The sequence below is a fragment of the Hymenobacter lapidarius genome, assembly GCF_001816145.1.
GTDB classification, from domain to species: Bacteria; Bacteroidota; Bacteroidia; order Cytophagales; family Hymenobacteraceae; genus Hymenobacter; species Hymenobacter lapidarius.
In genome coordinates, this window is sequence record NZ_MDZB01000139.1 from 1 (window position 1) to 16930 (window position 16930).

General features: G+C 60.1%; 12 protein-coding genes. 3 read left to right on the forward strand and 9 right to left on the reverse strand.

What is annotated here, in order from left to right:
- Positions 1–971 precede the first annotated feature (971 nt).
- Positions 972–1466 carry a carboxypeptidase regulatory-like domain-containing protein gene (locus BEN47_RS16145; RefSeq protein WP_070729695.1) on the reverse strand — a complete coding sequence of 165 codons (495 nt, stop codon included), beginning with the start codon at positions 1464–1466 and terminating at the stop codon, positions 972–974.
- A gap of 272 nt (positions 1467–1738) precedes the next feature.
- On the opposite strand from BEN47_RS16145, the gene BEN47_RS16155 reads away from it, so the two are divergent.
- On the forward strand, positions 1739–5200 hold the full coding sequence (locus BEN47_RS16155) for a PAS domain-containing protein (protein WP_083322495.1): 3462 nt from the start codon (positions 1739–1741) through the stop codon (positions 5198–5200).
- Between the two features lie 19 nt (positions 5201–5219).
- On the opposite strand, the gene BEN47_RS16160 is transcribed toward BEN47_RS16155, so the two are convergent.
- On the reverse strand, positions 5220–5954 hold the full coding sequence (locus BEN47_RS16160; protein WP_070729700.1) for a LytR/AlgR family response regulator transcription factor: 735 nt from the start codon (positions 5952–5954) through the stop codon (positions 5220–5222).
- Positions 5955–6615: 661 nt separating this feature from the next.
- Here BEN47_RS16160 and BEN47_RS16165 point away from each other — a divergent pair.
- On the forward strand, positions 6616–7815 hold the full coding sequence (locus BEN47_RS16165; protein ID WP_070729718.1) for a metal-dependent hydrolase family protein: 1200 nt from the start codon (positions 6616–6618) through the stop codon (positions 7813–7815).
- Between the two features lie 121 nt (positions 7816–7936).
- On the opposite strand, the gene BEN47_RS16170 is transcribed toward BEN47_RS16165, so the two are convergent.
- From BEN47_RS16170 to BEN47_RS16190, 5 genes are all read right to left on the reverse strand, one after another.
- On the reverse strand, positions 7937–8641 hold the full coding sequence (locus BEN47_RS16170) for a head GIN domain-containing protein (RefSeq protein ID WP_070729702.1): 705 nt from the start codon (positions 8639–8641) through the stop codon (positions 7937–7939).
- A 66-nt stretch (positions 8642–8707) separates the two neighbouring features.
- The gene (locus BEN47_RS16175; RefSeq protein WP_125921727.1) at positions 8708–9187 is read right to left on the reverse strand and encodes a hypothetical protein; all 480 of its coding nucleotides are present in this window, start codon (positions 9185–9187) and stop codon (positions 8708–8710) included.
- Positions 9188–9268: 81 nt separating this feature from the next.
- The gene (gene uvrB, locus BEN47_RS16180) at positions 9269–11311 is read right to left on the reverse strand and encodes an excinuclease ABC subunit UvrB (protein WP_070729707.1); all 2043 of its coding nucleotides are present in this window, start codon (positions 11309–11311) and stop codon (positions 9269–9271) included.
- Positions 11312–11463: 152 nt separating this feature from the next.
- Positions 11464–13158, reverse strand: a complete 1695-nt coding sequence (locus BEN47_RS16185; RefSeq protein ID WP_070729709.1) for a hypothetical protein — start codon at positions 13156–13158, stop codon at positions 11464–11466.
- Positions 13148–13801, reverse strand: a complete 654-nt coding sequence (locus tag BEN47_RS16190) for an RNA polymerase sigma factor (protein ID WP_083322498.1) — start codon at positions 13799–13801, stop codon at positions 13148–13150. Before BEN47_RS16190 ends, BEN47_RS16185 begins: the two co-directional genes overlap by 11 nt.
- A gap of 369 nt (positions 13802–14170) precedes the next feature.
- On the opposite strand from BEN47_RS16190, the gene wrbA reads away from it, so the two are divergent.
- Positions 14171–14785, forward strand: a complete 615-nt coding sequence (wrbA, locus tag BEN47_RS16195; RefSeq protein WP_070729711.1) for an NAD(P)H:quinone oxidoreductase — start codon at positions 14171–14173, stop codon at positions 14783–14785.
- Positions 14786–14922: 137 nt separating this feature from the next.
- Here wrbA and BEN47_RS16200 read toward each other — a convergent pair whose 3' ends face one another.
- On the reverse strand, positions 14923–15684 hold the full coding sequence (locus BEN47_RS16200) for a LytR/AlgR family response regulator transcription factor (protein ID WP_070729714.1): 762 nt from the start codon (positions 15682–15684) through the stop codon (positions 14923–14925).
- Positions 15685–15813: 129 nt separating this feature from the next.
- The gene (locus BEN47_RS16205; RefSeq protein ID WP_070729716.1) at positions 15814–16833 is read right to left on the reverse strand and encodes a sensor histidine kinase; all 1020 of its coding nucleotides are present in this window, start codon (positions 16831–16833) and stop codon (positions 15814–15816) included.
- Between the last annotated feature and the right edge of the window lie 97 nt (positions 16834–16930).

The following is a 16930-nucleotide window of genomic DNA, read 5'->3' on the forward strand; positions in this document are numbered from 1 at the left end:
AGTTCAAGTATTCGTGTTACGCTTGTAATTTCTGCTCCCTGCATCGCTGCAAAAAGCCCTTACTATTTGTCTTTTCCAATCATTCAAAGAACGTGTGCCAGCCCCTGTTAGGCCAACGCTGCTATTACTTGCGCAATAGAAAAACTGCTTTGTGAATTCGTGATTCTCGCCGCTCTATTACCTTTCCCTCTTTTCTAAGAGTCGGATGGGTAACAATGTGGCGTTGTCTTTTCGTTCAACCCATTCAACTATTGGCCTCCTGTTGAGACCCTTATTGCGATTGGGAGTGCAAAGATACGTGAAGTTTTTATGAATCAAAAGCTGGGTGTAATTATTTTCGTTGGAATACCATTCAAGTGGCTGGTAAAAGTGCGTATCTGTCAGAGTAAGATGCTGTAAGGGTATTGAAAAAAGTTTGATGCGCTTTGATGGCTATTACCAGGGCTGGTAATTGTGTGGCTAGCGTCGACTGAGACATACTCATTTTGTTGGAGTAGCCGACTGGTTTGGCTGATTCCAGCAACGCATAGGGCTTTGCGGCTTGGGTGAGCGGGGTGCTTTTTTGGGGCTGGGGAGGGAAAGGCTTGGCCTATGGTGCGATTGCCAGTTTATCCGGGATGTTTTTTGGTTGAAGCCAGCAGGCTGCATTTTGTTAAGCTGTGTGGCCATGGGTGCTGGTTTGTTGTGTGGCAAACGGGCCGTGCACATGAATAGCTTAAAGACGTAGGTGCTTCTATGATATAGTGGAGGAGTCTTGGCGTAGAGTAGGGGATTGTAGCGAACTGATAGCGGTAGGTCAACAAGTGGGGTGACTATTCATTGTAGTTCTCGTTCGAGACACCCCTGCTTTATTATTATCTTCCTTCTCTTGCACAGCCCAAACAGAAAGGCCCGTTCCAAATGGAACGGGCCTTTCTGTTTGGGCTGTGCAAGAGGCTCAATACATGGTAATAGGTTTTTTCTAGGTGGGGCTACTTTTTATGTACTTGCTTGAGGCTGCGCCTAACTTCTTTTTGGGCGGTCTTCCGGTATGCTTTGAGGCGCTGCTTGCGGGCTACTACGATAACCTGGGCATTGGCCAACGTTACGGTTGACTCTGCTACAGAGGCGTTTAGGGTCATGTCTTCATCGGCGTAGCCTGCGTAGGTTACTCGGGCGAGCAAGGGGCCGGCGTTGGCGGGTACTACGAATTGAAATTCGCCGTCGGCGTTCGTGACGGCCATTTGCTTGGTGCTGGTTAAAATGACCACAGCGCCTGGCAATACACCGGCAGGGTTGGTGATGGTGCCGGACAGAACGATTTTTTCGGCTGATTCCTTTTTTGGTGTGCCGGGGGCCTTGGCGCTGGTGCGAGCTGTTGGGAAGGTGGTGTTGCTAGCGAGAAGCTCTTGAGCACTGGTATTGCTGAAGGTGAGCAGCGAAAGTATCGCGATGAGGGCAGCGCAAAGACGCATGGTAAGCATCATTTAAATTTTGTATTTGAATGATGCAAATTTAGAAATGGGAAGGGTCTTGCCATTTGCATCACTCGGTTAATGACTATAATTCACCGATGAACTGCATAATTTCCCACCGCAATAGTCGCTGGGGTAAGCCGAAGGGATAAATGCCGACATATTCCAGATACTGTTTCGCATTTGGCAAGGAAATGCTGCCTTTGGGGTAGCGTAAGGAAGCGTTTAGCCAGTTATGGGTTTCTGACCGCTTCTCTGCCGGATATTGTTGGGTGCCTCTGATTATGCCCTCTACCCTTCTGCCTTCGGTTCCTCTTGATTCTGACGAGGCCCTGGCCCAACATCAGCAACGAAATGCTGAGTTGTTCTGCGCTTTGCGTGATGCGCTCGACACGGACTTGGGGCGAGAGCCACTGGTTCTGCTGACCAGCTTGTTGCCGGAGGGGGTGGTGATGCTTGATGCGAGCGGGAGCATTGTGGTGCTCAACCGGCGCTTCTTCAGTCTGTATGGGCTGCCCGATGAGCCGGCCGCTTGGTTTGGGCGTGAGGGGGATGAACTGCGGGCATATGTGCAGGGCCAACGACTGGAGTGGGACACTGCTTTGACGTATGCCGCAGGCCAGCAATTAGACAGTGCATTGGGCACTAATGACGAACTGATAGTGCTGCGCGATGGGCGCGTGTTGGCGTGTGACGTGGTGGTGGATGAGCAGGTGGGGCCTGAGCAACCGCGCCGGATGCTGTGCCTGCGCGATGTGAGCGAGCAGCAGCAGAACCGAGTGGCGGCCATTGCTGGCATTACGCATCAAAATCCGAATCCAATGCTGCAAATAGCAGCTTTGGGGCGGCAACAATATGCTAATGAAGCGGCTCAGGTACTGGGCCAGGGACTTTCGCGCGCGGCGTGGGTGGACGGGCAGCGGCGGTTGCGGGACTTGGCGGCCCGAGCAATGGCCTCGGGCACTGCGCTCTACGAAGAGGGGCAGCTTGAAGGGCGATGGTTTGGTGTGCAGGGGGCACCGGTTGCTGCCGGGGGCTACGTGAACCTGTACGTGGTTGAAACCACTGCGCGGGTACAGGCCGAGCAGCAGCTGCTAAAGCAGCAGCGCTTTTACGAAACCATTCTGCACGAATTGCCTGCTGAAGTGTTTGTGGTGGACCCGGAGTACCGCTACTGCTTTGCGAACCCCACGGCCGTGCCCGACGCTGAACTACGGCAGTGGATGTTGGGCCGCACCAATGCCGAATACGGTGCCCGCCGCGGCCACCCCGCCACCGCGGTGGAAAAGCGGCAGGCCCAACTCACAACCGTGTTGGAGGGCCGCCAGCGCCACGAGTGGGTGGAGGCGATTGGCAGTGCCGACGAGCTACGCTACGTGATGCGCCGCCTGCAGCCCGTGCCCGAGGGTGGGGAGGCCGTGGGGCTGGTTATCGGCTACGGGCTGGATATTACGGCGCAGGAAATAGCGCGGCGCGAGTTGCGGGAGCAGCAGGAGTTTACGCAGAGCATACTGGATGCCAGCCCGAGCGTGATTTACGTGCGCAACGCGGAGCAGGAGATTATCTTTGAAAACCACGCCATGCAGGCCATTCGGGAGGCAACTCACCATCTGACCGGTGAGGCACTGGCGCCGGATAGCGTGGAAGCCAAAGAATTGGCCAAGCTGGCCGAGCACGATTTACAGGTGCTACGCAGTGGCTGCGAACTGACGGTGGAGGAGACGCTGACGCAGCGCGATGGCTCGGTGCGGGTGTTTCAGACGGTGAAACGGCCCTTGCTCCGGCCCGATGGCAGCGTGCATGTGCTGGGCGTGAGCACAGATATAACGGCCGTTAAGCAAGCCCAGCAGACGTTGGAGCGCAGTGAGAAACAGTACCGGGACCTGATGACTTACGCGCAGGCCTTCATCTGTACCCATGCCCTCGACGGGACTGTGCTGACGGCCAATCCGGCCCTGGCCGAACTCCTGAATATGCCGGTGGCCGCCATTGTGGGCAGCAACGTGGCCGATGTGATGACAACGGAAGACCGTGCCGCCTTTGCTACCTACCTGGGCCATATCAGTGCTGCGCACGAAGACGCGGGGGTGCAGCGGGTGCGGCCCCGCGGCAGCCAGGAACTGCGCTACCTGCTGTACCGCAACCTGATGGTGAGCGAGCCCGGCCAGGAACCCTACGTTATTTCGCACTCGCACGACATTACGGAGCGCATTGCGGCCGAACGGGAAATGAAGCGCGCCAAGGAGGCGGCCGAATCGGCGGCGATGGCCAAGGAAAACTTTCTGGCCAACATGAGCCACGAAATTCGCACGCCTCTGAACGGCATTCTGGGCATGGCCAGCCAACTGGGTAAAACGCTGCTCGACCCGCGCCAAAAGGAATTTCTCCGCATGATTCGCACCTCGGGCCAGCACCTGGTCAGCGTTATAAACGACGTGCTGGATATGGCTAAAATCACCTCCGGAAAGCTGGATTTTGAGCAGGTGAATTTCAACCTGCGCGAGTCCATGACGCAGGCTGTGCAGCCGCTGGCCTTGCAGGCCCAGGAGAAGGGGCTGTCTTTTGGCTACGCGCTGCTGCGCGACGACTGCGACTACCCGTGGGTGGTGAGCGACCCGTACCGCCTCAACCAAATCCTTATCAACCTGGTAGCCAATGCCATCAAGTTCACCTCGCGCGGCGGGGTTACGGTGGTGGGCCGGCAGCTTTCGGCCAGCTCCACACACATCACGGTGGAATTTAGTGTGACCGATACGGGCATTGGCATCGAGCCCAACAAGCAGGCGCGCATCTTCGAGGACTTTACTCAGGCGTATGCTGATACGACCCGGCAGTTTGGCGGTACCGGGCTGGGGCTGAGCATTAGCCGGGCGCTGGTGGAGCAACTGGGCGGGGCGCTCACGTTGCGCAGCGCGCCGGGGGAGGGTAGCACGTTTGCCTTCTCCCTAACCCTGCCCAAGGCCGAAGTGCCCGTGGAGGCGGCCGCGCCACTGGGGACGTTCAACACCGGGGCGCTGACGGGCCTGGTGGTGCTGCTGGTGGAAGACAATGAAATAAACCGCGAGGTAGCCCGCTTCATGTTGGAGGACTGGGGCGTGATTCTCGAAGAGGCCGTGGACGGGGAGCAAGGCCTGCGAATGCTAAAGGAAAACGCCTACGATGTGGTGCTGATGGACATTCAGATGCCGGGACTGAGCGGGGTGGAGGTGACGCGGGCCGTGCGCCAGCTGCCCGACCCCCGGCGCGCCCAGGTGCCCATTCTGGCCCTCACAGCGAATGCGTTTCGGGAAGACAACGAGCGGTACCGCGCAGCGGGCATGGACGACTGCTTGGCCAAGCCCTACGATGAACAAGAGCTCTACCACAAAATGGAAGCCCTGCGCCGCATTCGCCGCGCCGCATTGCCCTACGACCTGACCAAGCTGCGCGCCATGGCGCACGGCCGTGAAGATTTTGTGGCCAGAATTATCCGCTCTTTCTTGGCGAACACACCCGGCAGTCTGGTGCAAATGCAAGAAGCCGCGATGGCGCAAAACTGGCCGAAGGTGGCGGAGCTTACCCACCACATCAAGCCCAACTTGCTGGCGCTGAGCGTGGCCGATGCCACAGGCCCCATGGCCATTCTGGAAAAGGCCCCGCAAATGGGCCTTGCCACTGCTGAACGGCCGGCCATGGTAGCCCAGCTGGTGGCGCTGGTGAACCGGGTGCTGGCCCTACTGCCCGGCGAATTGCCCGTAGCAGAATGAGGGGCCGGCCGCGCTGGCGCTACACGCCACGCAGGCGGCGGTAGAACCCTTCCTGGTAAGACTTGCTCACGGGGACTTCGTGCTTGCCAAAGCCCAGCATGTGGTCTTCTACGGCGTCAATGCGCTTGGTATTAACAATGTAGGAGCGGTGCACGCGGGCAAACTGGGCCGTGGGCAGCCGTGATTCCAACACCTTGAGGGTGCTGTAGACAATGAGCTTCTGCTTGTCGAGCACAAGCACGGAATAGTCAGACAGGGCTTCGATGTAGAGTAACTCGGCGTAGTTGACGCGCACAATCTTCTTATTCACTTTCACGAACAGGTACTGGTCGCGGGGGGGAGGGATGGGGGACGGGCTGGGCTCGGGGAGGAGGGTGGCCGCGCGGTTGGCCAGCACGCGCTGCACGGCCTGCAACAGGCGGGGGAATTCCACGGGCTTCACGATGTAATCGGTAACGCGCAGGTCGAAGGCGTCGAGGGCAAAGCCGCGGTGGGAAGTAACCAGCACAATGTCGGGTTGGGGCGTGGGCAGGATGCGGACCAGGTCGAGGCCCGAGAGCAGGGGCATTTCAATATCCAGAAACGCAATGTCGACTTTTCCGCCTTGGCGAAAGAAGGCCAGGCAATCGACGGCGTTGCTGAACGAGGCCACCAACTCCAGCTCGGGCGTGAGCCCGATGAGGTGCTCCAGGGTCAGCCGGTTCATTTCGTTGTCGTCGACGAGGAGGCAGGTGAGCTTGGCGGATGGAGTCATGGCGGCGGGAAAAAACCTGTTTGCAGAATGGCGGAAGGTTAAGGGAAGTGCCAGCGCAGGCATCACATACCAATTGGTAGTGAATCCCTTATTCGATAACCATACGGGTTGAGAATACAAACTAGATTTAGCCAGGCTGCCGGAGTACTATCAGTTCGTTCAAACTCCATAATAGGGTGTTGAACAGGTGTTTTCGGGTGGTTAAAATCGTGGTTGCAGCGCTCCAAAGCCGGGTGGTTTCGGCAGCCTAGCTGGTGGCTGGAGCGGCAGGTGCTACGTTTCGAAGGCAGCATTTTTACTGCTATTCTGGCGAAGGAAACGATTTAGATAGAGGCCAGGTGAGAAATGAATTGAAACCAGAACCGGCACCGGCTACCTGCCCGGCGGGTCGGGTGAAGGCGGGAACCATTGCCTTGCCTTGCAGAAATGATGCTCCCAACTTCCTGGCTACGCTGGCAAGCGGCGCGGGCAAAGTAGCTTCGTTGGTCTGATGAGCAAAATCAAGTAGCAGGCGCCCCACTTTATGCGAAATTTCAGCTTGCGACAGCTTCTTACACCGGGCCGGTATCAATGGCGCAGCCAGTTGGTTTGGGTGGGCTTGCTGCTGGGCGGCGCCGCAGGCGCACGGGGGCAGTCTGCCCCGGCCGCGCCCGTAGCCGCCGTGCCGGTGCTGCTGCGGCCCGCCGCCGTGTTCGACGGCCGCGACCTGCACCAGGGATGGGCCGTGCTGGTGGAAAACGATAAAATAACGGCTGCAGGTCCGGCCGCCCAAGTGACCTTGCCCGCGGGCGGGCGCACCATGGAGCTCCCCGGCCTTACCCTTATGCCGGGCCTGATTGAGGGCCATGCGCACCTGCTGCTGCACCCCTACAACGAAACACCCTGGAACGACCAGGTGCTGCTGGAATCGCACGCGCTACGGGTGGCTCGGGGTACGGTGCACGCGCAGCGCACGCTGCTGGCGGGCTTCACCACGGCCCGCGACCTGGGCAGCGAGGGCGCCGGCTACGCCGACGTGGGCCTGAAGCAGGCCATTGACCAAGGCATTATTCCCGGGCCGCGCCTGCTGGTGGCCACGCTGGCGCTGGTAGCCACGGGCAGCTACGGCCCCAAACTGGCCACCGACATTGACGTGCCCCAGGGCGCCCAGGAGGCCGACGGCGTGGATGGCATCGTGCGCGCCGTGCGGGAGCAAATCGGGAAGGGCGCCGACCTTATTAAGGTGTACGCTGATTACCGTTGGGGGCCTAACGGCACGGCTCAGCCCACTTTCTCGCAGGAAGAGCTGACGCTCATTGTGCAGACGGCCCGCTCGGCGGGCCGGGGCGTGGTGGCACACGCCTCGACGGTGGAAGGCATGCGGCGGGCTACGCTGGCCGGTGTCGAAACCATTGAGCACGGCGACGATGGCAACGCCGAAATATTTAAGCTGATGAAACAACGCGGCGTGGCCCTGTGCCCCACGGTGGCCGCCGGCGACGCCATTGCGCAGTACCGCGGCTGGAAAAAAGGCCAGGACCCCCAGCCACCGCGCATTAAGCAAAAACACACAAGCATGCAGGCGGCGCTGAAAGCCGGCGTGACCCTGGCCATGGGCGGCGATGTGGGCGTGTTTACCCACGGCGACAACGCCCGCGAGATGGAGCAGCTGGTGCAGGACTTTGGCCTCACGCCGCTGCAGGTGTTGCGCCAGGCCACGAGCGGTAACGCCCAGATTTTCCACCTGGCCGACCGCGGCAGCGTCCGCCCCGGCCTGCTGGCCGACCTGGTGGCCGTGACCGGCGACCCCACCCAGGACGAGACCGCCGTGCGCCAAGTGCGCCTAGTAATGAAGGGCGGCGTGCTGTATAAACAACCGTGATTTTAGTGGTTAGCTGTTAGTGGTCATCGGTTAATGAATAACGGTCAGTGGCTAATCGTTCTTATTCACCACTAACCACTCATCATTAACCGCTAACCACTAATAACTAACCGCTAAGAATTTATTGGACGCGGCGCACGCTGCTGCCGCCACTACTGGACTTGGCCAGGCGGGCATTGCCTTTGTAGCGAATGTCGCTGCCACCGGACGCACTGGTGGAAATCTCCTCATCGACGTAAACGTTGACGTCGGAGCCACCGCTGGCATTTACGGTGGCGGAAGTGCTTTTCAGATTGAAGCCATCGTAGTCGGAGCCGCCGCTTACGTCTATTTTCTGGCGCTCTGCGCTGCCCGCCAGCTCCACATCGCTGCCGCCCGAGGCCTGGACGGTGAGCGTTTTGACATTGAGGGACAACTTAACATCGCTGCCGCCGCTGGTGTTAATCCGGAAGTCATCGGCCGAGAAGCTTGATTCGCTTTTGGCATCGGCCCCACCGCTCAGGGAGAGGCCGGTGAGCTTGGGGCAGGTGATGTACACTACGGTCTTGCGCTTGCTGCTTAGCAGGTTGCGAACGGAGTAGTTGCGCTCCCAGCCAATTTCCAGGGTGTTGCCCTTTACGGTGGTTAGCAGGTGTTCCTGGACTTCGGCGGCGGCCTCTACTACCACCGAGCTGGTGGGGCCCTGGGTCAGGACGACGTCGATGCCGCCGCTGGAGCTGACCTGCTGGAAGCTGCCCAGCTGGCGCGGCTGTTTCACCTGGGCCTGCGCGGTGCAAGAGGCGAACGAAACTGCGGCCACGGTTGCAGTAATAAAAAAGGTCTTCATGGTAAAAGCAGAATAAAGGTGTGAATGAATGGATGCCAGAACGGAACGTGTGGTTGCCTGGGCTCCTTAATTTACCAAGGCTTTGCGGAAAAGGTAGCGCGTCTCCGAAGAAGTGGAGAAAGACGTGGTTGCTCGGTAGACGGGGTTAGTAGGGTCGGTGGACTGCGAGTCTTTTTCGATTTTTTGCGTGGCCCCGGTGGATTTTGACTCCGTGCGAATTTCAACAAATTCCCATCCATCGGCGGAAAGCTCGTTGATGGTTTTCATTAGCAAGCCTTCCAGTTCGCCATCAAAGTTGGAATTGAAAAGTCTACGACGATGGGGCTCCAGTTTAATCTGTCCCCGCCATGCGGGCGCGAGCCAGATACATTCAAATCCAGGGCGTATCAACTGGTATTGGTAGCGCACCCCCGCAGTACTTTCAATAGTAGTGGTGCTCACGGTAGGCTGCAGGCTGATTTCGGGAAGGGGCAGCAGCATGGGAACCGACTGGGCCGCGGCCACCCGGCAAGACAATAGGATGGCAGAAAGTAGCAACTGTTTCATGAGGTCAAAAGCAGAAAAAAGGGTTGGGAACGCCCCACTACGCAGCGTTCCCAACCCTCCACCGAATTCCATGCCAACCGGCTACTCCCGTTTCCCTTTGAGCATGGTTTTGAGCGCGGCCAGCTCGTCGCGCAGCTTGGCGGCTTGCAGGAAGTCGAGTTCTTTAGCCGCGGCTTCCATCTGCTTTTCGGTGGTTTTGATGAGCTTTTCCAGCTCTGTGCGATTCATCATGGCCACCACGGGCTCGGCAGCCAGCGCCAGGGCGGCGCCGTCGGAATCGGGCCCGGCATAGGCTTGGTTGTCGAGCACGCGGTAGTCGGAAAGCGAGGTCTGGCCCAGAATTTCGGCGTGGCTCTTGCGCACCGTGCGCGGCGTGATGCCGTGTTCTTCGTTGTAGGCGGCCTGGGTAGCGCGGCGCCGGTTGGTCTCATCAATGGCCCGCTGCATGGAGCCAGTCATGCGGTCGGCGTACATAATCACTTTGCCGCGGTCATTCCGCGCAGCGCGGCCCATGGTCTGAATCAGGCTGCGCTGGTCGCGCAGAAAGCCTTCCTTGTCGGCGTCGAGAATGGCCACCAGGCTCACTTCGGGCAGGTCTAGTCCTTCGCGCAGCAGGTTCACCCCAATCAGCACGTCGATTTCGCCCAGACGCAGCTTGCGCAGAATTTCTACGCGGTCCAGCGTTTTTACGTCGGAGTGCACGTACTCCACCTTGATGCCCAGGCGGTCCATGTACTTGCTCAGCTCCTCGGCCATGCGCTTGGTGAGGGTAGTCACCAGCACCCGGTCGCCCATTTTCACGCGGTTGTCCACCTCGTCCAGCAAGTCGTCAATCTGGTTGATGCTGGGCCGAATGTCGATTTCGGGGTCGAGCAGGCCCGTGGGACGGATAATCTGCTCCACCACTACGCCGTCGGCCTGGGCCAGCTCGTAGTCCGACGGCGTAGCCGATACGAACACCGCCTGCCGGTACATGCTTTCGAACTCGTTGAATGTCAGCGGCCGGTTGTCCAGGGCCGAGGGCAGGCGAAAGCCATACTCAATCAGGGCGGTTTTGCGGCTGCGGTCGCCGCCCCACATGGCCCGGATTTGGGGCATGGTGGCGTGGCTTTCGTCCACTACTAATAGGTAGTCTTGGGGGAAATAGTCGAGCAGGCAGAACGGCCGCGAGCCCGGCGTGCGCCCATCAAAGTAGCGCGAGTAGTTCTCGATGCCCGAGCAGTAGCCCAGCTCCCGAATCATCTCCAAATCGAACTCGGTGCGCTCCATGATGCGCTTGGCTTCGGAGTCGCGGCCTTCCTTCTCGAAGTAGGCGTGCTGCAGCACCATGTCATCCTGAATCTGCTTGATGGCCGAATTCAGGGTTTCCTTGCCGGTCACGAACAGGTTGGCGGGGTACAGCGCCACGCCGTTGGCTTCGTCGCTCAGCTTCTTGCCGCTCACCGGGTCAATCTTGTGCACCGACTCGATTTCATCCCCAAAAAAGTAGATGCGGAAGGCGTGGTCGGCGTAGGCCGGAAACACGTCCACGGTGTCGCCCTTAACCCGAAACGTGCCGCGCGTGAACTCCACCTCGGTGCGCGAGTACAGAATCTGCACAAACTGGTACAGCAGGTTGTTGCGCGTGTAGCGCATGCCCGGCTTCAGGAAAATGACGTTTTTAGCGAATTCCTCGGGGTTGCCGATGCCATAAATGCACGACACCGAGGCGATGACAATGATGTCGCGCCGCCCGCTGAGCAGGGTGGACGTGGTGTGCAGCCGCAGCTTCTCGATTTCCTGGTTGATGGCCAGGTCCTTCTCGATGAACACGTCGGTACTGGCGATGTACGCTTCCGGCTGGTAGTAGTCGTAGTAGCTGATGTAGTACTCGACGGCGTTGTTCGGGAAAAATGCCTTGAACTCGCCGTAGAGCTGCGCGGCCAGGGTTTTGTTGTGGCACAGCACCAGCGCCGGCTTGCCCGTTTGGGCGATGACGTTGGCCATGGTGAAGGTTTTGCCGGTGCCGGTGGCTCCGAGCAGCACCTGGGCATGCTCGCCGTTGTTCACGCCCTCCACGAGCTTGGCAATGGCCGTGGGCTGGTCGCCGGTCGGCTTAAATTCAGAGGTCAGTTGGTACTCCATGCAACGCGAAAGGTAGGCCGAAAAGGTCAGTCTAACTTAACCCCAAACCAGTATCTTGGGTTTCGTCGAAAGTGAATTAGGCCTATGTAATAGAACGACAACGCCCCACCTTTTTTAAGGAGGGGCGCTGTTCTTAAGATGATTTTGGGCTGTTAGTGGCCGAACTCCACGCTGGCTTCCAGGCCGAAGGTGTAAGGGCGGCTTTGGGCAAAATAGCTTTGCGCGGGGTTCGCGTTCAGGGGCACGAGGCCAAGTTCTGCCATGGGGGCCAGGGCGAAGGCCCAGCCGCCCAGTTCTGAACGGTACTGGGCGCCGGCGGCGCCGCGAATGCTGCCCAGCACCCGGCGATACGGCGTGCCCGCCGAGGCCAGCGAGTAAGTCCGGGTGGCTTCGGGGCTGCCTTCTACTTCGCTGCGCACGCCCAGCAAGGCACTTACTACGCCACCGAGGCGCCCATAGACGCTCCAGCCGCGTTTTTCGGCGTTGCTGTAGCTCAGGCTCACCGGAATGCCGGCCGTGCGGTAGCGGAAACTGGTGGTGCGCATGGCCCCGGTGCTGAACTGGCCAAGGTCGAGCAGCTGCTCGCCGACAAATGCGGACGTGGAAGACGATGTGGCGGTGGCCTGCGCAAACTCGGCGCCGGTGTTCAGAAACCAGTTGCCGGTGAGGTGGCGCTTGGCTACCAGCGCAATGCGCTGGCTAAGGCCGGGGCGCAGGTTGTTGCGGTACTCGGTAGCAGCCGCTTCGGTCAGGGCCGGGGAGTCGGCGCCCAAGGCGGGGTTGTAGGCGTAATCAGCGCCCAGCCCCTCGCGGGAAAAGTTGATGTTGGGGTTGAAGGTTCCGGCGGTGTAGCTGGCACCGTATTGCCACTTGTGGTCAGCAGCGGCCACTGCCGGTGCGGTTTCGGCGGGCAGGGAAAGGGCAGCGAGGCCGTTAGGCAGGGCGGCGGGAGCAGTGAGCGCGAGGGAAGTGGAGGCGGGCGCGAGCAGGCCCACCTGTCCCGGCAGTGCAGCAGAACCGGCTGGCACGAAAGAAGCTGCTACGGCGGCCGAGCTGGCGGCCGGTGCATCACCAAAAATACGGGGGGCAGCGGCAGTAGCCATGTAGGCTGCGGCGGTACCAGCGGCTGCACCAACAGGGGTTTCGGTGCCGCTCAATCTTTGCTTCTGGTTGCCCGAAGCAGGAACTGCCGCAGTAGCCACAGTGGCCAGATTGTTTCCAGCGGTTTCTTGGCTAGCGGTGCTGCCCACCGGGTTGCCAACAGCGGTGCCTGCGCTGGCCACGTCATTCGAAGTAGCGCTGCTGACCACGGGGCCATCTTCCAAACCAGCGCGAACCGAGGCCGCGCCGAAGCCGGTTTGCGGCCGGGCCGCACCACCTGTTTGCGCTGAAGTCGACGCTATTCCCGAGGCATTGCGGGCTCCGGCCGCCTGCGTGGCGTTTGCATCGCCGTAGGCAGAATGGGACGCCCCGGCGCTGCCGGCACCACCCTCCTCAGCTACTGCCACGGAAGCAGAGCCCGAGCGGGCTGGGTCGTTGCTGGCTGGGCCGGGGGCGGCGGTGCGCGTGGCTACTTCTGTGCCCACCAGGCCGGAACCACTTTGGGCCCACCAGCCGGTGCCGGCCAGCGTGGCCAGCACCAAGCTGGCCGCGGCTACCCAGCGCGTGGCGGCGAGGCGGCGGCGGTAAGTTTCGTTCTGGCGCAGGAGCAGCGAGTTGTCGATGTGGTCCCAGAGCATGGGGCGCGGCGGCACCGCGGCTTCTTCCCCCAGGTGGTGGCGGAATAAGTCCTCTAAGCTGCCGGTGGGTTTTGGCGTAGAATTTTTGTCGATAGGATTAGCTGACATGGCGGGTTGGAGTGCCGAGGCGTTCCAGTTTAGTTTGTAAGATTACCCGGGCCCGGGAGTATTGCGACTTGCTCGTGCCCTCGGTGACGCCTAATAATTCTCCGATTTCTTTGTGGGTATAGCCTTCGATGGCGTAAAGGTTGAAGACCATGCGGTAGCGTGGCGCGAGCTCCTGCACCATCTCCAACAGCTCCTGGAAATTGTAGTTGCTGAGGGTAAATTCTTCACTGGCCAGGGTTTCGGGGTAGTCGCCGTCGCTCACTGCCACCAGAGAGGCATTGCGGCGGTGCTGGCGCAGGGCGGCGTTCACCATAATACGGCGAATCCAGAATTCCAGCGGGCATTCGCGGCGGAAGTTGGCCAGGGTGCGGAACACCGTGAGGAAGCCTTCCTGCAGTACGTCTTCGGCCTCAAAAGTGGTCTGGGCGTAGCGCATACACACGGCCATCATTTTGCCGGCGTACTTCTCATAGAGCAGCTTCTGGGCCAGCTGGCGGCCGCGCAGGCAACCGTCAATCAGCTCGGCTTCGGTGGGCGGGCTGGTCAGGGCCGCGCTGCGGCTGGCCGTGAGGCGCGGGGCCGTGGGCGGCTGGTCGGGCAGCGCATCGTCGGCGCCGAAGGCAAACCACGTAGCGGGACTCATGCCGAAAGCCGGGAACCCGAGCCGGCGGGGAAACTGGTAGAGAAGGTCATTTTCTGCAGGTTGGAAAGACGAGAAAAGCGCACACAGCCGGGCCTGGAAGTGGCCCGCAGCATGGGGATGCACCACAAGGCCGAATGGTTGCAACAACTTTTTAAAAACGCCAATCACACTCTGAGCAGTAGGGAGATGTCAGCCGGGCCCCGAAGATAAAAGACGGGCCGACAGCAACCTATTACGAAAATTATCAGTATCAATGTATGTACATTGTTAATGCGGCTTGTTCTGCCCTTTTGCTGGCTGTTTTCGTATGGAATCAGGCCAGTTGGCTGGGCCGGACAATCCGATTTTTTCACCTCCTTTTCCTTACTCATGAAGACTTTAGTGTTGTTTTATTCCACCTATGGCCACGTCTGGAAGCTGGCCGAAGCCATCGCCGAAGGCGCCCGCGAAGTAGCCGGCAACGAGGTAGTTGTGAAGCGCGTGCCCGAAACCCTGCCCAAGGGATTACTGGACCAAATCGGTGCCACCGAAGCCCAAAAGGCTTTCGCGCATCTGCCCGTAGCTACCCCCGATGAGCTGGTGGAGTACGACGCCATCATCTTCGGCACGCCTACGCGCTATGGCAACCTCTGCGGCCAGATGCAGGCCTACATGGACAGCACCGGCGGCTTGTGGGCCAAAGGCGCCTTGGTTGGCAAAGTGGGCGGTGCCTTCGTGAGCACCGCCACCCAGCACGGCGGCCAGGAAACCACTATCCGGGCGTTCCACACCGAGCTGCTGCACCACGGCTTCGTGATTGTGGGCCTGCCCTACGCCTGGCAGGGCCAGATGGGCCACGAAGAAGTGAGCGGCGGCACGCCCTACGGCGCCAGCACCGTGGCTGGCGGCAAAGGCGAGCGCCAGCCCAGCGAAAACGAGCTGGAAGGCGCCCGCTACCAAGGCAAGTTCACGGCTGAGATTGCCAGTAAGTTAGCCGCGAAGTAGACTGTAAAGGGAGATGGCAGGCCGTCATGCTGAGCTTGTCGAAGAATCTCTACCGCAGTAGTAATTATTTACTTGCGCGGTAGAGATGCTTTGATTGCGCTCAGCATGACGGCCCGTTTGCCTTCTTCTTACCCAAGCTACAGTTGGTTGTGCGCTCGAATCAGCTCACCAAACGACTCGCGGTACGTGTCGCCCACGGGCAGCAGGCGGCCCGCCACCTGCACCTTGCCGCGCTCCACGTGCTCAATTCGGCTCAGGGCCACGAGGAAGGACTTGTGGACGCGGGCAAACCGCTCGGGCGGCAGCACCTCCTCCACGCGGCGGAAGGACTGGAGGGTAAGGATTTTGCCGGCGCTGGCGGTGTGCAGCAGCAGGTATTCCTTCATGCCTTCGATGTAAAGAATGTCATCAAATGCCACGCGCTGCAGCCGGTGCTCGTTCTTGACGAACATAGCATCGGCGGGCGCGGCTATGGGGGGCGCTATTGATGCTTCGGGAGCGGCAACGGGTACGGCGGCTGCCAGAGTGGTGGGAGCGGGCAGCGCCTGCCGCACTTTGGCCACGGCCTGCAAAAACCGGTCAAACGCAATGGGTTTGAGCAGGTAGTCGGCCGCGTTCAGGCTATAGCTCTGCACGGCGTACTGGTCGTAGGCGGTGGTGAAGATGATGCGCGGCGCGGGCGCGGGCAGCAGCTGCACGAGTTGGATGCCGGTGAGGCGCGGCATGTGAATGTCCATAAACACGACGTCCACGGGATGGTCCTGCAGAAATGCCAGGCCCGCCAGCGCATCATGAAACTGGCCCCGCAGCTCCAGAAAGGGTACTTGCGCGCAGTAGTCAGCCAGCAGCTCTCCCGCCAGGGGTTCGTCGTCGAGAATGGCGCAGGTCAAGCGTTGCATGAGGAAACAGGGGTGTGGAATACTGAAAAAAACAGAACGTCATGCTGAGCCTGCCGAAGCATCTCTACCGCAATACTAAATCAGATTACTTACGCGGTAGAGATGCTTCGACTGCGCTCAGCATACTGCTCACTGCTCACTGCTGAACATCACCAACTCCACGGCGTACTCGCCGGGGAGGGTGCGCACGTGCAGCTCGTGGCGGTTGGGGTAGAGCAGCTCCAGGCGGCGGCGCAGGTTGTGCAGGCCCAGGCCGCCGGGCTGGTGCGGCAGGTCGGCGGCCTGGGCCACGTAGTTGTGCACGGAGAAATGCAGCTCGGTTTCGCTTATTTCCAGCTCAATGCGAATGGCTTCGGGGCGGGCGGCCAGGTCGCCGTGCTTGAATGCGTTTTCGACCAGGGGCAGCAGCAGCAGCGGCGCCACCGGAAACGCAGCGTCGATGGGCCCGTGGGCGTCCATGACGATGGCGGTCTGGGCTTCGGCAGTGGGCAGGCGCAGGCGCTGCAGGTCCAGGAAGCTGCGCAGGTGGGCCAGCTCCTGACCGAGCGGCACGGTGTCGGCGCTGCTTTCGTAGAGGAGGTAGCGCATGCTTTCGGCCAGCTGCAGCACAGCTTCCGGGGCGCGGTCTGATTTCCGGCTGGTGAGCGAGTAGATGTTGTTGAGCGTGTTGAAGAGGAAGTGCGGGTTGATTTGGGTTTTGAGCATGCCCAGCTCCGTGAGCAAGTGCTGGCGCTCCCGTTCGCTCCGGTTGCGCTGGCCCTTGAGGTAGTCAACGGCCATGCGTATGCCGGAGCTGGCCAGCATCGTGACCAGCCCACCCACCAACAGTCCCACGAACAGCGGCCAGGTATAGGCCCCCAGCCCAGGGCTTTTCGAAGCGAACACCCAATACACCAAATTGGAGGCGCTGATGCGCAGCAGGGAGAACGCCGCCGATGCCCCCACCGCCGCCACGAGGTAGGTGCCCACCCGATTGCGCGACAGGGTGCGGGGAAACAGGGCCACCCAGTTCCAGTAGAAAAGCGCGGCCGTTATCGCATCGAGCACGCCGTTGCGCACACACCACACGGTGTCGATTCGAAGCCCAGGCTCAATTTTGGGGTTGAGGCGGATGGTATAGTACAGCAGGCCATCGATGGCGAGCAGCACTAGGACGCGTGAACAATTAAAGTAGCTTTGAAGATGCAAAAAGACCGCACATTACTCACTGACGCGCACTGGCAACGCCTTTCACCGCTCTTACCGG

Coding starts and splice junctions, on each gene's coding strand:
- BEN47_RS16145 (WP_070729695.1), bottom strand. CDS start 1,466: ATGATGCTTACCATGCGTCTTTGCGCTGCCCTCATCGCGATACTTTCG.
- BEN47_RS16155 (WP_083322495.1), top strand. CDS start 1,739: ATGCCCTCTACCCTTCTGCCTTCGGTTCCTCTTGATTCTGACGAGGCC.
- BEN47_RS16160 (WP_070729700.1), bottom strand. CDS start 5,954: ATGACTCCATCCGCCAAGCTCACCTGCCTCCTCGTCGACGACAACGAA.
- BEN47_RS16170 (WP_070729702.1), bottom strand. CDS start 8,641: ATGAAGACCTTTTTTATTACTGCAACCGTGGCCGCAGTTTCGTTCGCC.
- BEN47_RS16175 (WP_125921727.1), bottom strand. CDS start 9,187: ATGAAACAGTTGCTACTTTCTGCCATCCTATTGTCTTGCCGGGTGGCC.
- uvrB (WP_070729707.1), bottom strand. CDS start 11,311: ATGGAGTACCAACTGACCTCTGAATTTAAGCCGACCGGCGACCAGCCC.
- BEN47_RS16185 (WP_070729709.1), bottom strand. CDS start 13,158: ATGTCAGCTAATCCTATCGACAAAAATTCTACGCCAAAACCCACCGGC.
- BEN47_RS16190 (WP_083322498.1), bottom strand. CDS start 13,801: ATGAGTCCCGCTACGTGGTTTGCCTTCGGCGCCGACGATGCGCTGCCC.
- wrbA (WP_070729711.1), top strand. CDS start 14,171: ATGAAGACTTTAGTGTTGTTTTATTCCACCTATGGCCACGTCTGGAAG.
- BEN47_RS16200 (WP_070729714.1), bottom strand. CDS start 15,684: ATGCAACGCTTGACCTGCGCCATTCTCGACGACGAACCCCTGGCGGGA.